The sequence below is a fragment of the Streptomyces sp. NPDC048352 genome (genome assembly GCF_040651895.1).
Lineage (GTDB): Bacteria > Actinomycetota > Actinomycetes > Streptomycetales > Streptomycetaceae > Streptomyces.
In genome coordinates this window covers 20753-38986 of the sequence record NZ_JBEZKZ010000048.1, presented here as the reverse complement: position 1 = coordinate 38986, position 18234 = coordinate 20753, and the positions used below count along the sequence as shown (strand labels likewise).

19 protein-coding genes, 1 tRNA gene, 1 pseudogene and 1 riboswitch are annotated in these 18234 nt (G+C 72.3%); of the genes and pseudogenes, 15 read left to right on the top strand and 6 right to left on the bottom strand.

Features of this window, described 5'->3' with window-relative positions:
• Positions 1–75 precede the first annotated feature (75 nt).
• The 4 genes and pseudogenes from AB0D45_RS23260 to rdgB all read left to right on the top strand — a co-directional run.
• Positions 76–318 (top strand): annotated as a pseudogene (locus AB0D45_RS23260) (PTS glucose/sucrose transporter subunit IIB); the annotation flags it as partial.
• A 112-nt stretch (positions 319–430) separates the two neighbouring features.
• Complete coding sequence (gene rph, locus AB0D45_RS23255) at positions 431–1165, top strand: ribonuclease PH (RefSeq protein ID WP_361597624.1); 735 nt, start codon at positions 431–433, stop codon at positions 1163–1165.
• 112 nt (positions 1166–1277) lie between these two features.
• Positions 1278–1691: a hypothetical protein gene (locus tag AB0D45_RS23250; RefSeq protein WP_362462086.1), complete on the top strand. Its 414-nt coding sequence runs from the start codon at positions 1278–1280 to the stop codon at positions 1689–1691.
• Between the two features lie 7 nt (positions 1692–1698).
• Positions 1699–2301, top strand: coding sequence for an RdgB/HAM1 family non-canonical purine NTP pyrophosphatase (gene rdgB, locus AB0D45_RS23245; RefSeq protein WP_361597618.1), 603 nt, complete (start codon positions 1699–1701; stop codon positions 2299–2301).
• Between the two features lie 56 nt (positions 2302–2357).
• Here the strand turns inward: rdgB and AB0D45_RS23240 are convergent.
• Positions 2358–2441 (bottom strand) — tRNA-Leu (locus AB0D45_RS23240).
• Between the two features lie 194 nt (positions 2442–2635).
• The gene (gene bcp, locus AB0D45_RS23235; protein ID WP_361597615.1) at positions 2636–3103 is read right to left on the bottom strand and encodes a thioredoxin-dependent thiol peroxidase; all 468 of its coding nucleotides are present in this window, start codon (positions 3101–3103) and stop codon (positions 2636–2638) included.
• Positions 3104–3211: 108 nt separating this feature from the next.
• On the opposite strand from bcp, the gene AB0D45_RS23230 reads away from it, so the two are divergent.
• The 3 genes from AB0D45_RS23230 to AB0D45_RS23220 all read left to right on the top strand — a co-directional run bounded on the left by AB0D45_RS23230 (position 3212) and on the right by AB0D45_RS23220 (position 4393).
• Positions 3212–3529, top strand: coding sequence for a DUF3618 domain-containing protein (locus AB0D45_RS23230; protein ID WP_361597612.1), 318 nt, complete (start codon positions 3212–3214; stop codon positions 3527–3529).
• 46 nt (positions 3530–3575) lie between these two features.
• Complete coding sequence (locus AB0D45_RS23225) at positions 3576–3917, top strand: co-chaperone GroES (RefSeq protein WP_361597609.1); 342 nt, start codon at positions 3576–3578, stop codon at positions 3915–3917.
• Between the two features lie 46 nt (positions 3918–3963).
• Positions 3964–4042: riboswitch (guanidine-III (ykkC-III) riboswitch) on the top strand.
• 30 nt (positions 4043–4072) lie between these two features.
• Entirely contained in the window at positions 4073–4393 is a 321-nt protein-coding gene (locus tag AB0D45_RS23220; protein ID WP_361597606.1) for a multidrug efflux SMR transporter, read from the top strand.
• Between the two features lie 19 nt (positions 4394–4412).
• Here AB0D45_RS23220 and AB0D45_RS23215 read toward each other — a convergent pair whose 3' ends face one another.
• Entirely contained in the window at positions 4413–6854 is a 2442-nt protein-coding gene (locus tag AB0D45_RS23215; protein WP_362462081.1) for a transglycosylase domain-containing protein, read from the bottom strand.
• A gap of 306 nt (positions 6855–7160) precedes the next feature.
• Here AB0D45_RS23215 and AB0D45_RS23210 point away from each other — a divergent pair, with 306 nt between their 5' ends.
• From AB0D45_RS23210 to AB0D45_RS23190, 5 genes are all read left to right on the top strand, one after another.
• The gene (locus AB0D45_RS23210; protein ID WP_362462119.1) at positions 7161–7952 is read left to right on the top strand and encodes an ABC-2 family transporter protein; all 792 of its coding nucleotides are present in this window, start codon (positions 7161–7163) and stop codon (positions 7950–7952) included.
• A 130-nt stretch (positions 7953–8082) separates the two neighbouring features.
• Positions 8083–8904: an ABC transporter permease gene (locus AB0D45_RS23205; protein ID WP_361597681.1), complete on the top strand. Its 822-nt coding sequence runs from the start codon at positions 8083–8085 to the stop codon at positions 8902–8904.
• A gap of 2 nt (positions 8905–8906) precedes the next feature.
• Positions 8907–9866: an ATP-binding cassette domain-containing protein gene (locus tag AB0D45_RS23200; RefSeq protein ID WP_361597600.1), complete on the top strand. Its 960-nt coding sequence runs from the start codon at positions 8907–8909 to the stop codon at positions 9864–9866.
• 73 nt (positions 9867–9939) lie between these two features.
• Entirely contained in the window at positions 9940–10776 is an 837-nt protein-coding gene (locus tag AB0D45_RS23195) for a DUF1707 domain-containing protein (protein WP_362462078.1), read from the top strand.
• A 205-nt stretch (positions 10777–10981) separates the two neighbouring features.
• On the top strand, positions 10982–12196 hold the full coding sequence (locus AB0D45_RS23190; protein ID WP_362462116.1) for a DUF445 domain-containing protein: 1215 nt from the start codon (positions 10982–10984) through the stop codon (positions 12194–12196).
• A gap of 1400 nt (positions 12197–13596) precedes the next feature.
• Here AB0D45_RS23190 and AB0D45_RS23185 read toward each other — a convergent pair.
• Both AB0D45_RS23185 and AB0D45_RS23180 read right to left on the bottom strand, forming a co-directional pair.
• Positions 13597–13896 carry a hypothetical protein gene (locus AB0D45_RS23185; protein WP_362462075.1) on the bottom strand — a complete coding sequence of 100 codons (300 nt, stop codon included), beginning with the start codon at positions 13894–13896 and terminating at the stop codon, positions 13597–13599.
• A gap of 50 nt (positions 13897–13946) precedes the next feature.
• Positions 13947–14129 carry a hypothetical protein gene (locus tag AB0D45_RS23180; RefSeq protein ID WP_362462072.1) on the bottom strand — a complete coding sequence of 61 codons (183 nt, stop codon included), beginning with the start codon at positions 14127–14129 and terminating at the stop codon, positions 13947–13949.
• A gap of 164 nt (positions 14130–14293) precedes the next feature.
• Here AB0D45_RS23180 and AB0D45_RS23175 point away from each other — a divergent pair, with 164 nt between their 5' ends.
• Genes AB0D45_RS23175 through AB0D45_RS23165 form a run of 3 tightly spaced genes read left to right on the top strand, consistent with a single transcriptional unit; the run spans position 14294 to position 16396 of the window.
• On the top strand, positions 14294–14836 hold the full coding sequence (locus AB0D45_RS23175; protein WP_362462069.1) for an acetyl-CoA sensor PanZ family protein: 543 nt from the start codon (positions 14294–14296) through the stop codon (positions 14834–14836).
• A 29-nt stretch (positions 14837–14865) separates the two neighbouring features.
• On the top strand, positions 14866–15879 hold the full coding sequence (locus AB0D45_RS23170) for a hypothetical protein (RefSeq protein ID WP_362462066.1): 1014 nt from the start codon (positions 14866–14868) through the stop codon (positions 15877–15879).
• A gap of 22 nt (positions 15880–15901) precedes the next feature.
• Positions 15902–16396, top strand: a complete 495-nt coding sequence (locus AB0D45_RS23165) for a very short patch repair endonuclease (RefSeq protein WP_362462063.1) — start codon at positions 15902–15904, stop codon at positions 16394–16396.
• On the opposite strand, the gene AB0D45_RS23160 is transcribed toward AB0D45_RS23165, so the two are convergent.
• On the bottom strand, positions 16393–18234 hold the full coding sequence (locus tag AB0D45_RS23160; protein WP_362462060.1) for a DUF1998 domain-containing protein: 1842 nt from the start codon (positions 18232–18234) through the stop codon (positions 16393–16395). The genes AB0D45_RS23165 and AB0D45_RS23160 overlap by 4 nt on opposite strands.

Genomic DNA, 18234 nt, shown 5'->3' with positions numbered 1-18234 from the left:
CTACCGTGACAAAGCGGACGCAGTCCGCAGCCGGCCACGCACGGCCGCCGAGACCCCTTCTTCGAAACACTCAGGGAGAAACACATGGCCACCAAGGCTGAGAAGATCGTCGCCGGGCTCGGCGGCATCGACAACATCGAAGAGGTCGAAGGCTGCATCACCCGCCTGCGCACCGAGGTCGCCGACCCCAAGCTCGTCGACGAAGCCGCCCTCAAGGCCGCCGGTGCCCACGGCGTCGTCAAGATGGGCACCGCCATCCAGGTCGTCATCGGCACCGACGCCGACCCCATCGCCGGCGAGATCGAAGACATGATGTGAGCTGAGCCCACCGGCTCCCCCACCACGCCCCCCGCCGGGGCAGTACGCGGCCCCGTCCCGGGCACACCGGACGGGGCCCACGCGTACCCGCACACCGACTAGGCTCACAGCCATGTCTCGCATCGACGGCCGCACGCCCGAACAGCTCCGCCCGGTCACCATCGAACGCGGATGGAGCAAGCACGCCGAGGGCTCCGTCCTCATCTCCTTCGGAGACACCAAGGTCTTCTGCACCGCCTCCTTCACCGAAGGCGTCCCGCGCTGGCGCAAGGGCAGCGGCGAAGGCTGGGTCACCTCCGAATACTCGATGCTGCCCCGCTCCACCAACACCCGCGGCGACCGCGAATCCGTCCGCGGCAAGATCGGCGGCCGCACCCACGAGATCTCCCGCCTCATCGGCCGCTCCCTGCGCGCCGTCATCGACTACAAGGCCCTCGGCGAGAACACCATCGTCCTGGACTGCGACGTCCTCCAGGCCGACGGAGGCACCCGCACCGCCGCCATCACCGGCGCCTACGTCGCCCTCGCCGACGCCGTCGCCTGGGGCCAGAAGAAGAAGCTCATCAAGGCCGGCCGCAAGCCGCTCACCGGCACCGTCGCCGCCGTCAGCGTCGGCATCGTCGACGGCGTCCCGCTCCTCGACCTCTGCTACGAGGAGGACGTGCGCGCCGAGACCGACATGAACGTCGTCTGCACCGGCGACGGCCGCTTCGTCGAAGTCCAGGGCACCGCCGAGGGCGAACCCTTCGACCGCAAGGAACTCAACGCCCTCCTCGACCTCGCGGCCGGCGGCTGCGCCGACCTGGAAGCCCTCCAGCTCGGCGCCCTGGACCTCCAGGTCCCGTAGGTCGTGCCGTAGCCGCGGCAACCGCAGGACGCGGGCCCGCGTCCCACCAGGTACGGGCGCACGGTGTCACCACCGCGCGCCCGTCCACGCATCCGAGCCCTCGGGGGGACCCATGAAGCCGAACACGCCGAACACGCCGCGGAAGCCGAAACTGCGCATCGCCGCCGTCGCCCTGGCCGCAGCCCTCGCCGTCCCGGCCCTCACCTCCTGCGACACGATCGCCACCGCCATGGACTGCGCCAACACGGCCGTCGCGATAGCGGACAGCGTGGGCGACCTCCAGCAGGCCGTCTCCAACGCCGGCAACAGCATCCAGGACACCCAGAACGCGCTCGACCAGATCGACGCCAACATGCAGAAGATCAAGGACACGACGGGCAACGCCGACCTCGGCAAGGCCGTCGACTCCCTGAGCACGGCGGTCAAGAACGTCCGCACCGCCGTCGACAACGGCGACGCCACCCCCGACGTCAAGCCCGTCGCGGACGCCGCCGCCGAGATCTCCAAGGTCTGCACCCCGGGATAATGGACGCATGACCCGCCTGATCCTCGCGACCCGCAACGCGGGCAAAGTCACCGAGCTCCGCGCCATCCTGTCCGACGCCGGCCTGCCCCACGAGCTGGTCGGCGCGGACGCGTACCCCGAGATCCCCGACGTCCGGGAAACCGGCGTCACCTTCGCCGAGAACGCCCTCCTCAAGGCCCACGCCCTGGCCCGGGCCACCGGCCTGCCGGCCGTCGCGGACGACTCGGGCCTCTGCGTCGACGTCCTGAACGGCGCCCCCGGCATCTTCTCCGCCCGCTGGGCCGGCGCCCACGGCGACGACAAGGCCAACCTCGACCTCCTGCTGGCCCAGCTGGGCGACATCCCCTCCGAACACCGCGGCGCCCACTTCTTCTGCGCGGCCGCCCTGGCCCTGCCGGACGGCACCGAACGCGTCGTCGAGGGCCGCCTCCCCGGCAGCCTGCGCCACGCCCCGGCGGGCGGCGGCGGCTTCGGCTACGACCCGATCCTCCAGCCCCTCGGCGAAACCCGCACCTGCGCGGAACTGACGGCGGACGAGAAGAACGCGATCTCCCACCGCGGCCAGGCCTTCCGCGCCCTGGTCCCGGTCATCCGCGAGCTCCTGGGCTGAGACCCGGATACGCCGAAGGCCCCGTACGCGGTGCGCGTACGGGGCCTTCGTACCAGTGCGGTTGGGGGGACTCGAACCCCCACGGGTTTTACCCCACTGGGACCTAAACCCAGCGTGACTGCCAATTCCACCACAACCGCGACAGTTCGGCCAATTCGGACATTGGGTCCTGGTGGCCTCGCTCAGTCTACGACCGGGGAGGCCCCGAGGGCCACGAGGCCGTGTCGCCGCCTGCCGCACCAGGTGTCGGTGAGGGCATGGCAAGTGGGGCACGGGTAACGGAGGTTGTCGAGTCAGTCAGCGTTCACCCGGCGACGGTTGACCTCGGGCCGGGTCAGATGCCCAGGTCCTTGATGATCTTGGCGACGTGGCCGGTGGCCTTGACGTTGTAGAAGGCGTGTTCGACCTTGCCCTCCTCGTCCACGACCACCGTGGAGCGGATGACCCCGGTGACCGTCTTGCCGTACAGCTTCTTCTCGCCGAACGCGCCGTACGCCGTCAGGGTCTCCTTCTCCGGGTCCCCGACCAGGGTGACCTTCAGGTGCTCCTGCTCGCGGAACTTCGCGAGCTTCTCCGGCTTGTCCGGGGACACGCCGATGACGTCGTAGCCGGCCGTGGCCAGCGCGTCCAGGTTGTCCGTGAAGTCGCAGGCCTGCTTGGTGCAGCCCGGCGTCAGGGCCGCCGGGTAGAAGTACACGATCACCTTGCGCCCCTTGTGGTCGGCCAGCGAGACCTCGTTGCCGTCCGCGTCGGGCAGGGTGAAGGCGGGGGCGATGTCGCCCGGCTGGAGTCGCTCGCTCATGTCAGTGCTCTCCTCGGGAGGGGATCCGTACGGCATGAGCCTAAGCTGACTGAGCTGACAGACTGTCCATGACGGATCAAGCCCACACACGACGACGGAGGCAGCGCGGTGCCGGAAGCCAGGACCCCCGCACAGATCGAGGCGGACATCGTCCGCCGCCGTGAGCAGCTCGCCGAGACGCTCGACGAGATCGGCGTGCGCATGCACCCCAAGACGATCGTCGGGGACGCGAAGGCCAAGGTCGCCTCGACGGTGGACCACACGGCCGGACGGGCCGTCGTCGCGGTGAACCGGCTCGTCACCGACGTGAAGGACGGCCTGCGCCACGAGGACGGGGCGCCGCGCTTCGAGCGGATCGTGCCGGTCGCGCTGCTCGCGGCCGGGCTGGTCGGGCTGCTCGTGGTCTCCGCCCGCCGCAAGCGGTGAGCACCCTCCGGCTCACGGGGCGGGCCGGGGCAGGTAGGTTCGGGGCGTGAGCGAGAACACCACCCACGACAAGCTGCCCATCCGCATGCTCCACGACCGCGTGCTCGTGAAGTCCGACACGCCCGAGGGCGAGCGGCGCTCGGGCGGCGGCATCCTGATCCCGGCGACGGCCGCGGTGGGCAAGCGGCTCGCCTGGGCCGAGGTCGTCGCGGTCGGGCAGAACGTACGGAGCGTGGAGCCGGGCGACCGCGTGCTGTACGACCCCGAGGACCGTGCGGAGGTCGAGGTGGGCGGGGCGATGTACGTGCTGATGCGCGAGCGGGACCTGCACGCCGTGGCCGCGGAGCGGCTGGAGGGGTCGAAGGACTCCACCGGGCTGTACCTCTGAGACGTCCTGCGGAGACGGGCCGGTGACCGGGGTCACCGGCCCTTTTGCATGCCCCTTGCTACGGTGGAGGAGAACCCCCGACGAGACGCGCCGTACCGGGTAGCAGGACGCAAAGACGACGCACCCCGTTCCGCTCTCGTTCCGGAGGTGCCGTCATGGCCTGGGTTCTGCTCGTCTTCGCCGGTCTGCTGGAGGTCGGCTGGTCCGTCGGCATGAAGTTCACCGAAGGCTTCACCCGGCTGTGGCCGTCCCTGTTCACCGGCGCCGGAATCGTCGCCAGCATGGTGCTGCTGTCGTACGCGGCCAAGTCGCTGCCCATCGGTACGGCGTACGGCGTCTGGGTGGGCATCGGCGCCGCCGGGGCGGCCGTGCTCGGGATGGCGGTGCTGGGGGAGCCCGTCACCGCCGCCCGGATCTTCTTCATCTGCCTGCTGCTGGTCGCGGTGGTGGGGCTGAAGGCCACGTCCGGGCACTGACCCCGCTGCTCGACCCCGCTCATTCGAGGAAGCGGGCGGGCGGGCGGCGCCCCTGGGTGGTGCCGCCCTGGGTCTGGGCGCCGGTGGTCTGGCCGCCCGTGGGCCGGCCGCCGGTGGTTTCGCCGCCGGTGGTCTGGCCGCCGTTCGTCTGCCCGCCCTGGGTCTGGCCGCCGTCGGTCTGGCCCCCGTCGGTCTGGCCCGCGTTCGTGTCGCCGCCGTTGGTCCGGCCGCCGTTGTCCTGGCCGCCCTGCGTCTGGCCGCCGTTGTCCTGCCCGCCCTGCGTCTGGCCGCCGTTCGGCGGGGCCGGCGGGGTGGGCGGGCCCGGCGGGGTCGGCCGGTCGGGGCGCTGCCAGGGCGGGCGGCTGCCCTCGGGCTGCTCGGGGGTGCTGGGCTGGACGGGCGGTGGCGGTGGCGGCGGGGGCTGGGCCGCGCCCGGCTGGAGTTCCAGGTCGAAGTCCTCGGGGTCGGTGGCCTCCAGGGCGGTCTTCGTGTAGGCGGCCCAGATCCGGGCCGGGTAGCCGCCGCCGCCGATGCGGGCCTCGCCCAGCGCTCCGTACAGGGACTGGAGCGTGCCGGTGTCGGGGTCCTGGCCCATGACCGAGACGACCGTGACCAGGTCCGGGGTGTACGCCGCGAACCAGGCCGCGCGGTCCAGCTCGGCGGTGCCCGTCTTGCCGGCCGCGGGGTGGCCGGCCGCGAGGGCCTGCGTGCCGGTGCCGTTGTCCACGACGCTGACCAGCATGGACGTGGTGGTGTCGGCGGCCTCCCGGCTGATGGCCTGGCGCGGGTCGCGGTGCGGGAGGGGGATGGTTTCGTCGTCCTTGGAGATCTTCTCCAGGAAGGTGTAGGGGGTGTACCGGCCGTGGTCGGCCAGTGTGGCGTAGGCCTGGGTCATGTCGAGGACGCTGGCCTGCAGGGTGCCGAGGGCCATGGCGGGGCCGACGACGAAGTTCGGGGTGTTCTCGGGGATGCCGAGGTCGATGGCGGTCCGCTTGACCTTCTCGGTGCCGACGTCGACGACCATCTGGGCGAAGACGGCGTTGACGGAGAGGTCGGTGGCGGTGGTGACGGTGATGTCCCCGTACGACTGCTGCCCCTCGTTCTCGGGGGCGTAGGGGATCCGGGTGCCGGTGACGCGGCGCTTGTTGTCGCCGTTGTAGACCGTGTTCGGGGTGATCCGGCGGCCGTCCTGGGTGCGGGAGTCGTTCTGGACGGCCGAGGCGAAGACGAACGGCTTGAAGGTGGAGGCGACCTGGTAGTCGTGCCGGGTCGCGTTGTTGACGTACTGCTTGGTGTAGTCGATGCCGCCGTAGAGGGCGACGACCTTGCCGGTGGCCGGGTCGATGGAGGCGCCGCCGGCGCGCACCAGGCGGTCCGCGGGGCGTGCGGCCGGGTCGAGGTCGTCGACCAGCTGCTTCTGGACGGCGTCGGTGAAGGCGTTCTGGCGGCGTTTGTCGATGGTGGTGGTGATTCGGTAGCCGCCTTCGGCGAGGGTCCTGTCGTCGAGGATCTTGTGTTCGCTGATGTAGTCCTTGACGGCTTCGACCAGGTAGCCGCGCTGCCCGGAGAGGCCGGCGGCCGGGCGGACCTTGCCCGGTTCGGGGAAGCGCACGGCGGCGCGTTCGCCGGCCGTCATCCACTTCTTCTTGACCATGCCGTCGAGGACGTAGTTCCAGCGGGCGAGGGCCCGGTCGCGGCTGCGGGGGTGGGAGACGACGTCGAAGGCGCTGGGGGAGTTGAGGAGGGTGGCGAGGTAGGCGCCTTCGGCGGTGGTGAGGTTGCTGACGTCCTTGCCGTAGTAGGCCTGGGCGGCGGCCTGGATGCCGTAGGCGTTGCGGCCGAAGTAGCTGGTGTTCAGGTATCCCTCGAGGATGTAGTCCTTCGACTTCTCGCGGCCGAGTTTGATCGCGATGAAGAACTCCTTGACCTTCCGGTTGATCGTCTGTTCCTGGCCCAGGTAGTAGTTCTTGACGTACTGCTGGGTGATGGTCGACCCGGACTGGGTGCCCTTGCCGGTCGCCGTGTTCCAGGCGGCGCGGACCATCGCCTTGGGGTCGACCGCCCGTTCGGAGTAGAAGTCCCGGTCCTCCGCGGCCAGTACGGCTTCCTGGACGCTCCGGGGGATCTGCGACAGGGGGACGTTGACGCGGTTGACCTCGCCGTCGCGGGCGAGCGGGGAGCCGTCGGCGTAGAGGTAGACGTTGGACTGGGCGGTGGCGGCCGCGTTGGCCGGGGGGATGTCGACCAGCAGGTAGCCGGCGACGAGCGCGCCGCCGACCAGCAGTGCGAGCAGCAACAGGGTGCCCAGGACCGTGCGCCAGGGGGGCAGGAAGCGGCGCCATCCGGTGCGGCGGGGCCTGGTGGGCGATCCGGGGCGGGGCGTGTGCGCGCCCGGGGGGTGGTGGCGCGGGGTGTCCGGGTCACGAGGGGTCCAGCCCGGTGGTGGTGACTGGTCGCTCATCGCCGGGGCTCCTCGTGGGCGTGCGAAATATCCACATCCGTACCTCATGGTGTCTACCCGACGGCCGGTGATTCCGCTCCGGACGGGCATAAAACGGTCGCGTGGCTCGCCCCTCCGCACTAAGCTCGCGCGCTTTGGCCGACGTAGGAACGACGTGGGGTTCGGAGGGATACGGTGCGTCAGAGAGGCGACCCGGGGGCGGTATCGGGGGAGGGGCCGGGCGGGGTCCTGGGGGAGGCGTCGCGCGGGGGTCCGGCGTCCGGCAGGTGCCCGCACCGGCACGGCGGCGGCGGACCGCGGCTCTACCTGGCGGTCGCGGCCGGCGGGTTCCGCCGCTACGCCACCTACGGGACGGCGACCGCGGCCGGGGTGTTCACCAACACCGTCTTCGGCTTCATCGTCGCGTACACCTACATCGCGCTCTGGGACGAGCGGCCGGGCCTCGGCGGCTACGACCAGGCCCAGGCAGTCACCTTCGTGTGGGTCAGCCAGTCCCTCCTCGCGGCCGGCGCCCTCCTCGGCGGCGGCTTCCAGGACGAGCTCCAGGAACGCGTCCGTACGGGTGACATCGCGGTCGACCTGTACCGCCCGGCGGACCTCCAGCTGTGGTGGCTCGCGGCCGACCTGGGCCGGTCGGGATTCCAGCTCCTCGGGCGCGGAGTGGTGCCGCTGGCCGCCGGGGCGCTGGCGTTCCGGCTGGCGCTGCCGGCGGATCCGCTGCGCTGGCTGCTGTTCCTGGCGTCGGTGGTGCTCGGGCTGGTGGTCAGCTTCGCGATGCGCTACCTGCTGGGGCTGGCGGCCTTCTGGCTGATGGACGGGGCCGGGATCAACATGGTGGCCCACGTCGTCACCATCTTCTTCTCGGGGATGCTGCTGCCGCTGACGGTGTTCCCCGGCGGCTTCGGCGACACGGTGCGGGTGCTGCCGTGGGCGGCGATGCTCCAGGTGCCGATGGACGTCCTGCTCGGCACGCACGCGGGGGCCGGGAACGCCGCCCGGGCGCTGGGGTTCCAGGTCTGCTGGGCGCTGGTCCTGCTGGGGGCCGGCCGGCTGGTGCAGTCGGCGGCGACGCGGAAGGTGGTGGTCCAGGGTGGCTGAGGCGGCTGTCACGCGGCCGGAGGCGGGGAAGCCGGAGGCGGGGAAGCCGGAGGCGGGGAATGCGGGGGCGGGCAATCCGGGAGCGGGGAGTGCCGCTGCCCGGCGGGCGGACGCGGCGGACGCGGCGGAGGTGCGGCGGGGCGGCCGGGTCCGGGAGGGGCTGCGCGGGTACGGGCTGATCGTGATGATGTGGGTCCGGTCGACGATGACCTACCGGACCTCGTTCCTGCTGGCCACCGTCGCGAACGCGGCCATCGCGCTGCTCGACTTCGTCGCCGTCGCCATCATGTTCTCGCACGTGGACGCCCTGGGCGGGTTCACCCTGCCCGAGATCGCCCTGCTGTACGGATCCTGCTCGGCGTCCCTGGCACTGGCCGATCTGTTCCTCGGCAACACCGACCGGATCGGCGCGCGGATCCGCGACGGCTCGCTCGACACCATGCTGGTGCGCCCCGTCCCGGTGCTCGCCCAGGTCGCGGCGGACCGGTTCGCGCTGCGCCGGCTGGGCCGGATCGTGCAGGCGCTGGGGGTGCTGTGCTGGGCGCTCTCGGTGCTGGACGTGGACTGGACGGCCGGGAAGGTGCTGCTGGTGCCGGTGATGGTCCTGGCCGGGGCGGGGATCTTCGGGGCGGTGCTGGTGGCCGGCGCGGCCTTCCAGTTCGTGGCCGGGGACGCGGCGGAGGTGCAGAACTCCTTCACGTACGGGGGCTGCGCCATGCTCCAGTACCCGCCGACGGTGTTCGCGCGGGACCTGCTGCGCGGGGTGACCTTCGTTGTCCCGCTGGCCTTCGTCAACTGGCTGCCCGCGCTGTACGTGCTGGGGCGGCCCGATCCGCTGGGGCTGCCGGGGTGGGCCGCGTTCCTGAGCCCGCTGGTGGCCTTCGCGGTGTTCCTGCCCGCGTCGCTGGCGTGGCGCGCGGGAGTCCGTTCGTACCGAAGCACGGGGAGCTAGTCGTGGCCGATGCACTCATCTCTTTGGACGGGGTCGAGAAGGTCTTCGCCGTACGCCGCCGGGTGGGGCTGATGCGCAGGGAGAAACGCGAGGTCAGGGCGGTGGACGGGATCAGCTTCGAGGTCGCGCGGGGTGAGGTGGTCGGCTACATCGGGCCCAACGGGGCGGGCAAGTCCACCACCATCAAGATGCTGACCGGGATCCTCACCCCGAGCGGCGGCCGGCTGCGCGTCGCGGGCATCGACCCGTCGCGGGAGCGGATGCGGCTCGCGCACCGGATCGGCGTGGTGTTCGGGCAGCGCACGACGCTGTGGTGGGACCTGCCGCTGAAGGACTCGTACGGGCTGATGCGCCGGATGTACCGGATCCCGGCGGCGCGCTTCGCGGAGAACCTGGAGCGCTGCGTGGACCGCCTCGACCTGGCCGAGCTGCTCGACGTACCGGTACGGCAGTTGTCGCTGGGGCAGCGGATGCGCGGGGACATCGCGGCGGCGCTGCTGCACGATCCGGAGGTGCTGTACCTGGACGAGCCGACGATCGGGCTGGACGTGGTCAGCAAGGCGAAGGTGCGGGGTTTCCTGCGGCAGTTGAACGAGGAGCTCGGCACCACGGTGCTGCTGACCACCCACGACCTCCAGGACATCGAGCAGTTGTGCGAGCGGGTGATGGTGATCGACCACGGGCGGCTGGTGTACGACGGGGCGCTGGGCGGGCTGCACTCCCTGGGCGAGGGGGAGCGGACGCTGGTGGTGGACTTGGAACGCGAGCTCGCGCCGCTCGAGGTGGAGGGGGCGCGGGTGGTGAAGGTGGAGGGGCCGCGGCAGTGGCTGGCGTTCCCGGCGGGGGAGTCGGCGGCACCGCTGGTGGCGGCGGTGGCGGCCCGGTACCCGCTGCTGGACCTGTCGGTGCGGGATCCGGACATCGAGGACGTGATCGCCCGGATGTACGCGGGGCGGGGGTGAGGGCCGGGAGGGTAGGGGGAAATCAGGGTCGGGGCCGGGGTGGCGGATGCCGTCTCTGCATAGGGTGGTCCGCATGAGTGACGAGCGGCCGGAGATGCCGTTGCCGGGGAAGTCGTTGCCGGAGGATTCGTTGCCGGAGGAGAAGGCGCTGTCGGGGGAGGTGGCGTCGCAGGAGGTGGCTTCGGAGGAGCCCCCGCGGGCGCCCGCGTTGAGGGCGTCGGACGCCGACCGCGAGGCGGTGGTGGACCGGCTGCGGGACGCCGTGGCCGAGGGCCGGCTCGACATGGAGGAGTTCGAGGAGCGGCTGGAGGCGGTGTACGCGTCCCGTACGTACGCGGAGCTGGAACCGCTGACCCGCGACCTGCCGGCGCCGCCCCGTTCCGCCTCCCCGGTTCCTGCTTCGTCCGCTTCTTCCTCCGGTTCTTCCGCGTCGGCCGCCGCCTCGGCCTGGCGCGGCAGGATCGGCGGTACGGGGACCTCGGCGACGGGCGTCGCCGTCATGTCGCGCTTCCAGCGCAAGGGCCGCTGGACGGTACCCGCCCGCTTCAACGCGGTGGCCGTCTGGGGAGGGGGCGAGCTGGACCTGCGGGAGGCGGACGTCGCGGAGGGCGAGGTCGTCATCACCTGCGTGGCCGTCATGGGCGGCATCGAGATCACGGTCCCGCCGGGCGTGGAGGTCGACGTACGGGGCATCGGCGTCATGGGCGCCTTCGACCCGGGCGACTCCCCGGGGAGCCGGCCGGAGCCGGGGGCCCCGCGGGTCGTCGTGAACGGCCTCGCACTGTGGGGCGGGGTCGCGGTGAAGGTGAAGCCGCCGAAGGGGTCGGCGGGGCCGGAGGGGACGAAGGGGCTGAAGGCGCCGGAGGGGCCGGAGCGGCTGGACGGAGGGACGGCCCGCAAGGAGCTGTAAGAGAGCTGTGGCGGGACCGGCGGCGCGCCGGGAACTCCTCGGACCTCCCGGGAGTCGGATGCTATGCAGACAAAACCGGCCATCGGGGGAAGGGCAGGAGCAGCACGTGAACAGCCAAGACGGGGTGCGGGTCGCCCCACCACCCGCCCGGGGCGCGTTCGTCTTCAGCGCGGCGGACGAGGAGCGCCGTCGCGGGGTCCGCCGGATGAAGACCACTGCGACGGGGTTGCTGATCCTGGTCGCGCTGGTCTACGTACTGGCCACGATCGCGCAGAAGGCGTGGGGGGCCGGTGCATGGGCGGGCTACGTCGCCGCCGCGGCCGAGGCCGGCATGGTCGGCGCGCTCGCGGACTGGTTCGCCGTCACCGCTCTCTTCCGGCGGCCGCTGGGCCTGCCCATTCCGCACACGGCGATCATCCCGACCAAGAAGGACCAGCTCGGCGTCTCCCTCGGGGAGTTCGTCGGGGAGAACTTCCTCTCCGCGGACGTGGTGCGCGCCCGGCTGCACGCGCTCGGCATCGGCGGGCGGCTCGGCGCCTGGCTGGCCGAGCCCGCACACGCCGACCGGGTCACGGCGGAGCTGGCCACGGCGCTGCGCGGGGCCCTGACCGTGCTGCGCGACGCCGATGTGCAGGCCGTGGTGGGCGAGGCGATCACGCGGCGGGCGGAGGCGGTGGAGATCGCCCCGGGCATCGGCAAGACCCTGGAACGGGTCGTCGCCGACGGGGGCCACCACCGCGCCGTCGACCTCGTCTGCGCGAAGGCCCACGACTGGCTGGTCACCCACGGGGACTCGGTGATGGACGCGGTCCAGGGCGGCGCGCCCGGCTGGACGCCGCGCTTCGTGGACCGCAAGGTCGGCGAGCGGGTGTACAAGGAGCTGCTGCGCTTCGTCACGGAGATGCGGGACATGCCCGGTCACCCGGCGCGCTCGGCGGTGGACCGCTTCCTGCGCGACTTCGCGGCCGACCTCCAGTCGGACACGGAGACGCGGGCGCGGGTGGAGCGGCTGAAGTCGGAGATACTGGCGCGCGACGAGATCCAGGACGTGATCGCCTCGGCGTGGTCCGCGATCCGTACGATGATCATCGCGACGGCGGAGGACGAGCAGAGCGAGCTGCGGCTGCGCGTACGGGCTTCTCTGATCTCCCTGGGCTCGCGGCTGGCGACGGACGGCCGGCTCCAGGCGAAGGTGGAGGGCTGGATCGAGGGGGCCGTGGTGTACGTGGTCACCACCTACCGGACGGAGATCACCTCGCTGATCACGGACACGGTGGCGGCCTGGGACGCGGAGCACACCTCGCGCAAGATCGAGGCCCACATCGGCCGCGACCTCCAGTTCATCCGCATCAACGGCACGGTGGTGGGCGCGCTGGCGGGCCTGCTGATCTACTCGGTCTCGCGGGTGCTGGGGGGGTAGGGGGCGCCATGCGCTCCACGGCGCGGGCGCGCTGCCTCCCCGCGAGGTGCGGGGCCGGGGCGGTGGTTGACCGGCTGCCTTGCCTGGTGTGGGTGGGTGGTCGTTGGCGGCCCGCGCCTGGGCCCGCGCCCCCGGCGGGGCCCGGGTGGTGCCCGGGGCAACGGGAGGCTCTGGGAGCGGCCCGCGCTCCCGGGGCGGGATGCCGGGTGGGCGGAGTACCGGCGGGCCCGCCTCACAGCCGGTTTGGGGGTTTCCCGGCAGTCCCATCGTCATTCCGTGTCGGGCCGGCCCGTCAAGGGCGCTCACTGCGTTCGCGTCGCTTCGCGATGGCCTTCGGCCACCCTTGACCGGCCGCCCCGCCCCGGAAAGCCGAAAGACTGCCGGGAAGCCCCCAAAAGAACGGTCACGGGGGAGGAGAGGCAGGAGCGGGTCTCTCAGGGACGAGGCGAGGGGCCAGGGGTCATGACCCCCTCCCGGTTCCCGGGGCCATGTCCGGCGCCCAGGACCGGGGGCCGGGCCCAACCCGCACCGAACAGCGACCACAGCAGCCCAGCAAGCACCCAAGCGCGACAGATCGCCACGCGCTCCTCGCATCTCAGCGACTGACGGCCGCCTGGGGCCGCGACCTGCACCAAATGACGACATGGAGCCCGTCCGGCAGCAACAGACGCGGCAGATCGCTACGCGCTTCTCCCCGAGGGCGTCGGCGGCCGGCTGGGGCTGGTACCTGCACCAAACGGTGATCAGGGGCCCATCCGGGATCGACAGGCGCATGAGATCGCTACCCGCTCCTCATGTCGCGGCGTCCGACGCCAGTCTGGGGCCGGTCTGGGGGTTCAGGCCGCTGGCGGAGACGCATTCCGGGCTGCGCCCGAGGGACCTCCGGCCCCGCGGCCTGCCGCGCGGTTCTGGCTGAGGGCCGGGTCTGCGTGCAGCCGGCTTCAGCGGAACCGGCGTTTGACGGGGGGATCCGGGGGCGGGCCTCCGGGTACGGCCCGCAGGCGCACGACCGCGCCGCCACTTCCAGCCTCGTCGGCGTTTGAGGCGCGGGGTCTGGGGCGGAGCCCCAGGGCTCTTCAGCCCCGCTGGCGTTTGCGGGGCGTCGGGTCGCGTTTTGAGCCTCGCCGGCGTTTGAGGCGCGGGTCCGGGAAGAGCCCGGGGAACGGTGGAAGGGCGGGTAGGGGACCAGCCCCGCGCAGCGTCACACCCGCAGCCCCCGGGACCGCTCCCGGCGAACCCGCAGCCGACCTCGGCACCGCCCCGCGCAGCGGCCCGGTGCCGACGCGACCCGGTCACGGGAGGGGTGGAAGGGCCGGGCCCCGGGCAGCGGGACGCCCGCAGGCACCCCCGGGCGGCGGAGCCGGACGGCAGCCGGCTCCCGCACCCCCCGGAGGGAAGGGTCAGCCGCGGTCGGCCACCGCCCAGGACGCCGCGGCCACGACCGCCGCCGCTCCCACGACGGCCGGCCAGGCGCCGACCTTCTTCGCCAGCGGGTGCGCACCGGCGAAGCCGGCGAGGTACAGCGACCCCAGCCCGGCCGCCGCGGGCACCCCGCCCCGCTTGTGCCACTCCCGCCCGGCCACCAGCCCGGCGGCGCCGAGCACGACACCGCCCAGCGGCCGCTTCTTGGTCCAGCGGGCGACGGCGTAACCGCCGACCAGCCCTGCCGCCGCCACCGCGGAACTCGGTACCCGAGCCATCTCGAACTCCCTCGTACGTCGTGTCTTCCGATGATCCGACCCCCACAAACCTAACGCGGGCCCCTCGATGCCCGCCGGACCCCCACCGCCCCGAGCACGAGCACCGCGCCGCCGACCACGGCGTCCGGCACCGCCTCCCGCACCGCCCGCGGCAACAGGGCGACGACCCCGAGGACGAGGAGGAAGGCGAGCACGCACCGTCCCGTGGCCCGCAGCAATATGTCCGTGTTCACGGGTTGCTCAACGCCCCACTGCGGCCCACGACACGGACAATGCGGAGGCGATTTGTCGCACACTCTCCGTTTCTGTGCACCGCCGCTCCGTGGAACCCCGTGGGCGTAGATTCGGTCTTCCAGGGGGAAACCCGCCCAACTCACCGCCACCGGGAGCCGACGCCGTGATCTCCTACGGACGAACCGTCCTGGACCTTGCGCACGAACTGGTCGACGCCTACGCCGACGTCTTCTCCGCCCCGCCGTGGAGCGAAGGTGAAGAAACCATTCGCCAGTTCTCGACGCGGCTGCAGACGGACGTCCGGCGCCCGGGGTTCCGTATGGCCTTCGCCCAGTCCGCGACCGGCGTCGACGGCTTCGCCACCGCCTGGCTGACCCCGTCCCCCTTCCCGCAGCACCGCGCGTACCCCCAGGTCGCCGCCCAGCTCGGCTCCGACCGGGTACGGGAGCTGCTCGTCGGGGCGCTGGAGATCGACGAGCTCGCCGTACGGGCCTACGCGCGCGGCCGCGGCACCGGCCGGGCCCTGCTCGCGGAGATCACCGAGGACGCTCCGCAGGGGCGCGCCTGGCTGCTGACCTCGCGGCTGGCCCGGGACACGGTGGCCACGTACCGCCGCCTGGGCTGGCACGAGGTACCGGCGCTCCCCGGCACCCAGACGGGCGTTGTCGTCTTCCTGTCCCCGGACCACCCGGGCCGCCCCAGCTAGACGGGACGCGGAACGGGCATACCCGGGCCATGATCACGCCCGGAACCGCCAAAGTGGCCCGCCGCCAGCTCGGCCTCGCCACCCGCCACCAGCTCATCACCGCCGCCGGTGTCCCCGACGCCACCGTCACCTCCCGCACCCGCCCCGGCGGGCCGTGGCAGCGCCTGCTGCCACGGGTCTACCTCCTGCAGACCGGCCCGCCGGACCAGCGCCAGCGGGCCCTGGCCGCAGTCCTCTACGCCGCCGAACCCTCCGCCGACCCGCTCTCCGGCGAGACCGCCGCCCTCACCGGCGCCGCCGCCCTCTCCCTCCTCGGCATCCGCGACACCCCGCCCACCCCGGCCGACGTGCTGGTCCGCGCCCCGCGCCGGCTCACCGGCACCCCGGAGGTGCGGCCCCTGACGACCTCCCGCTGGCCGCGCACCATCACCGTCGCGGGCGTCCCCAGCGCCCGCCCGGTCCGGGCCGCCGCCGACTTCGCCGCCCGCCCGGGGGCCGACGCGCACCCCGACCGGATCCGCTCCGTGCTGGCCCAGGTGGTGCAGGCCGGCTGGTGCCACCCGCACGACCTCCACGCCGAACTCCGCGCCTCCCGCCTGCTGGCCCGCCCCGCCGTCCGCGCCGCGGCGGCGGAACTCCTGGCCGGGGTCCGCTCGGTGGCCGAGGCCCGGGCCCGCGACGCCCTCACCGGCACCGGCCTGCCGACCCCGCTGTGGAACGCCCGCCTCTACACCCCGGACGGCACCTTCCTGGCCAGCCCGGACGCCTACTGGCCCGACGAGGGCGTGGCCCTGGAGATCGACTCGGCGGAGTACCACTACACCCGGGACGCCTGGCACGCCACCCTCCGCCGCCGGCTCCGCCTGGAGGCCCACGGCATCCTGGTGGTCAGCGCGACCCCGTCGATGATCCGCGACACCCCGACCGAAGTCATCGCAGCCCTCCGCACCCTCCTGACCCTCACCACCCCCCGCCCCACCCCACCCACAGCCCAAGCCCGCGGCCACCAACAGCTCTCGCTTCCGTTCCGGGTGGACAGGTGATCGTACGGTTCACAATGGCTGCGTGGAGAAATTGCCGACGACAGCGACCGTGCGTACGCGAATGAGCCGCCAGAAGAGCCGTGACACGGGCGTCGAGGTGGCCCTGCGCAAGGCGCTGCATGCCGAGGGGGCTCGGTTCCGGATCCATCGGAAGCCGGTGAAGGGCGTGCGGCGCGAAGCCGACATCGTGTTCGGACCCGCACGCGTCGCGGTATTCGTCGACGGCTGCTTCTGGCACGGATGCCCCGTGCACGCCACGTGGCCGAAGAACAACGCCGAATTCTGGCGCGCCAAGATCGAGGGCAACCGCGCACGTGACCGGGACACCGACCGGAGGCTGGCCGAGTCCGGCTGGTTGGCGGTCAGGGTCTGGGAGCACGAGGCGGCAGTAAGTGCCGCGTCCCGGGTCCGCGCGATCGTGGATGCCCGGCGCGCCGAGCTCGGCGTCCGCGGTCGGAAGCGGCGGGCCGGGACGGCCGAGGAAGCCGACCCGCCCGCCGTGCTGCGTGGAGTCTAGAGAGACCGGGGGAAGAAACCCGGGACGGTCCCGTCGGCCGTGCCGACGAGCAGAGCCCGGTCCAGGAAGCCGTTGCCCGCCTCACAACTCGTCTCGGGCAGCAGCACGCACGCATGGCACGCCGCAAGGTTGAGGGCTCCGGCACCGCTCCCCTCGGACTCGAGGCACAGCGGGTCGTTGGAGCACCAGGAGGCGCGCGCCAGCGCCGAGTCCAGGGTCCGTGTCAGCCTGTCGGGTTCTCCCTGGGCGACGAGGCCTCCGAGGCTGCCCGCCGAGTCACTGGTGGCCGTGTAGACGAGCAGTCCGGCCATGTCGCCCCCGACGTACAGCCTTTCACGCAGGGCGGGCGTGCCGTAGCCGCCGTCGAGGCTCCATTCGTTGATCAGTACGTGGGCCAGCGTGTGCAGAAGGACGTAGCGAGGCGAGATCGCGGACACCAGGTCGCCGTCCGAGCGGGCGGTTCCCGCGGCCCGTTCGCGCAGCAGGACGAGGTGGTTCCGGCGGACGAGCTCGACGCGCTCGACCACGGCCTGGTGCGACTCCCAGTCCCGCAGGCGCTTGGTGTCCAGGCGGAGGAACACCCCCTCCCCGCTGACCTCGATGGCGGGTAGCCAGTCGATTGCCGCCGAGGCCTTCAGGGCGGCGTGGCGCTTCGGTGAGTCCCCTTCCGCGGGTACAGCGCCCCGCGTGAACGCCGACAGCGCCCGCACCTCGCGAAGGCGCTTGGCCAGCATGACGCGGTCGAAACCTCGCTCACGCAGAGCACCTAGCTCTTGCTCCGGAGGTTCGCAGACGAAGGGCTGCCAATCCGAGGCGAACTTTTCGGGGTTGCCTTGGACGAGCCGCTCGTATTCCTCCTTGCGAAGCGAGCTGTGCATCGTCGCCACGGGCACTTCGACGTCGGTGCCGTCCGTGTCCTGTTCCTCGATGGCCCGGACGAGGTCGATCACCTGCTCGACCGTTGCGCCGATGGGGCTCAGCAGGCCTTGGCGGCCACGGAAGTAGAACCGGATGTTGTCCTCGCTCGCCCCGATCAGCCTGTGCTTCTCGACCAGCGCGTGCAGGCCCTCACCCCATGGCGGGATGGACAGGGCACTGCCCGTGATCGGATGCCAGGTCGTGGAGGAGCCTCGCTGCATGGCGCGGGGGAGTTGGCTGCAGAGCACGGGAGTCGAGCCCTTGAGCCAAGGACTGCGGCCGGAACAGCCGATCCCGAGGTCCTTCAGGGCCCTTGCGCGGAAGGCACCCTCCATGGAGACGTCCGGTACACCGCAGCTGCAGCTCAGTACGACGGACCGCAGCGAAGCCGCACTGCCGGTGCTTCGCAGGGAGAGCTTCCCGTCGCAGCGTTCGCGTGGGCGCTCCTGCCCCCGGTGCACCCACTTCCAGTACGGGAAGTCGTCGATGTGGCCGTGGTCGCACGCGATGACGAAACGCGAGGGGACGAGGTCCTCCTCACAGTCACCGCACCTCGCCCGGCCCGCCGGGGAGTTGAACTTCGAGAACGGTTGCAGCACGGCGCAGGTCGGGCAGTGCTGGTACTCGGGGAACCGGCGTACGCGCACACCGTCCTTCGCCCGCTCGGGTGCCGGCGAAGGGGGCAGTCGGAACGACTCGACGTTCAGGATGCGTGCGAGCCGGCGTTCGAAGATCTCCCGGGCCTCCCCGGCGTCCCAGGAGTCCAGGCCCGAGACCATGAACGACTCGTTGTCCACTGCGATCATCGCGCCGACGCCGTACGTCGTGACGAGCTGGGACCGGCGTACGGTGCCCAGCTTGCGGGCCGAGGGTGTGGCTGCTCCGGGGTGGCGGCGCCGCGGGGGCGGGGGAGGGGTCAT

Bases quoted from the DNA above. Each gene is read 5' to 3' on its own strand.
- AB0D45_RS23195 (WP_362462078.1), top strand. From the start codon at position 9,940: ATGAGTGACGAGCGGCCGGAGATGCCGTTGCCGGGGAAGTCGTTGCCG.
- rdgB (WP_361597618.1), top strand. From the start codon at position 1,699: ATGACCCGCCTGATCCTCGCGACCCGCAACGCGGGCAAAGTCACCGAG.
- AB0D45_RS23215 (WP_362462081.1), bottom strand. From the start codon at position 6,854: ATGAGCGACCAGTCACCACCACCGGGCTGGACCCCTCGTGACCCGGAC.
- AB0D45_RS23160 (WP_362462060.1), bottom strand. From the start codon at position 18,234: ATGACCCCTCCCCCGCCCCCGCGGCGCCGCCACCCCGGAGCAGCCACA.
- AB0D45_RS23250 (WP_362462086.1), top strand. From the start codon at position 1,278: ATGAAGCCGAACACGCCGAACACGCCGCGGAAGCCGAAACTGCGCATC.
- AB0D45_RS23190 (WP_362462116.1), top strand. From the start codon at position 10,982: ATGAAGACCACTGCGACGGGGTTGCTGATCCTGGTCGCGCTGGTCTAC.
- AB0D45_RS23170 (WP_362462066.1), top strand. From the start codon at position 14,866: ATGATCACGCCCGGAACCGCCAAAGTGGCCCGCCGCCAGCTCGGCCTC.
- bcp (WP_361597615.1), bottom strand. From the start codon at position 3,103: ATGAGCGAGCGACTCCAGCCGGGCGACATCGCCCCCGCCTTCACCCTG.
- rph (WP_361597624.1), top strand. From the start codon at position 431: ATGTCTCGCATCGACGGCCGCACGCCCGAACAGCTCCGCCCGGTCACC.
- AB0D45_RS23185 (WP_362462075.1), bottom strand. From the start codon at position 13,896: ATGGCTCGGGTACCGAGTTCCGCGGTGGCGGCGGCAGGGCTGGTCGGC.
- AB0D45_RS23220 (WP_361597606.1), top strand. From the start codon at position 4,073: ATGGCCTGGGTTCTGCTCGTCTTCGCCGGTCTGCTGGAGGTCGGCTGG.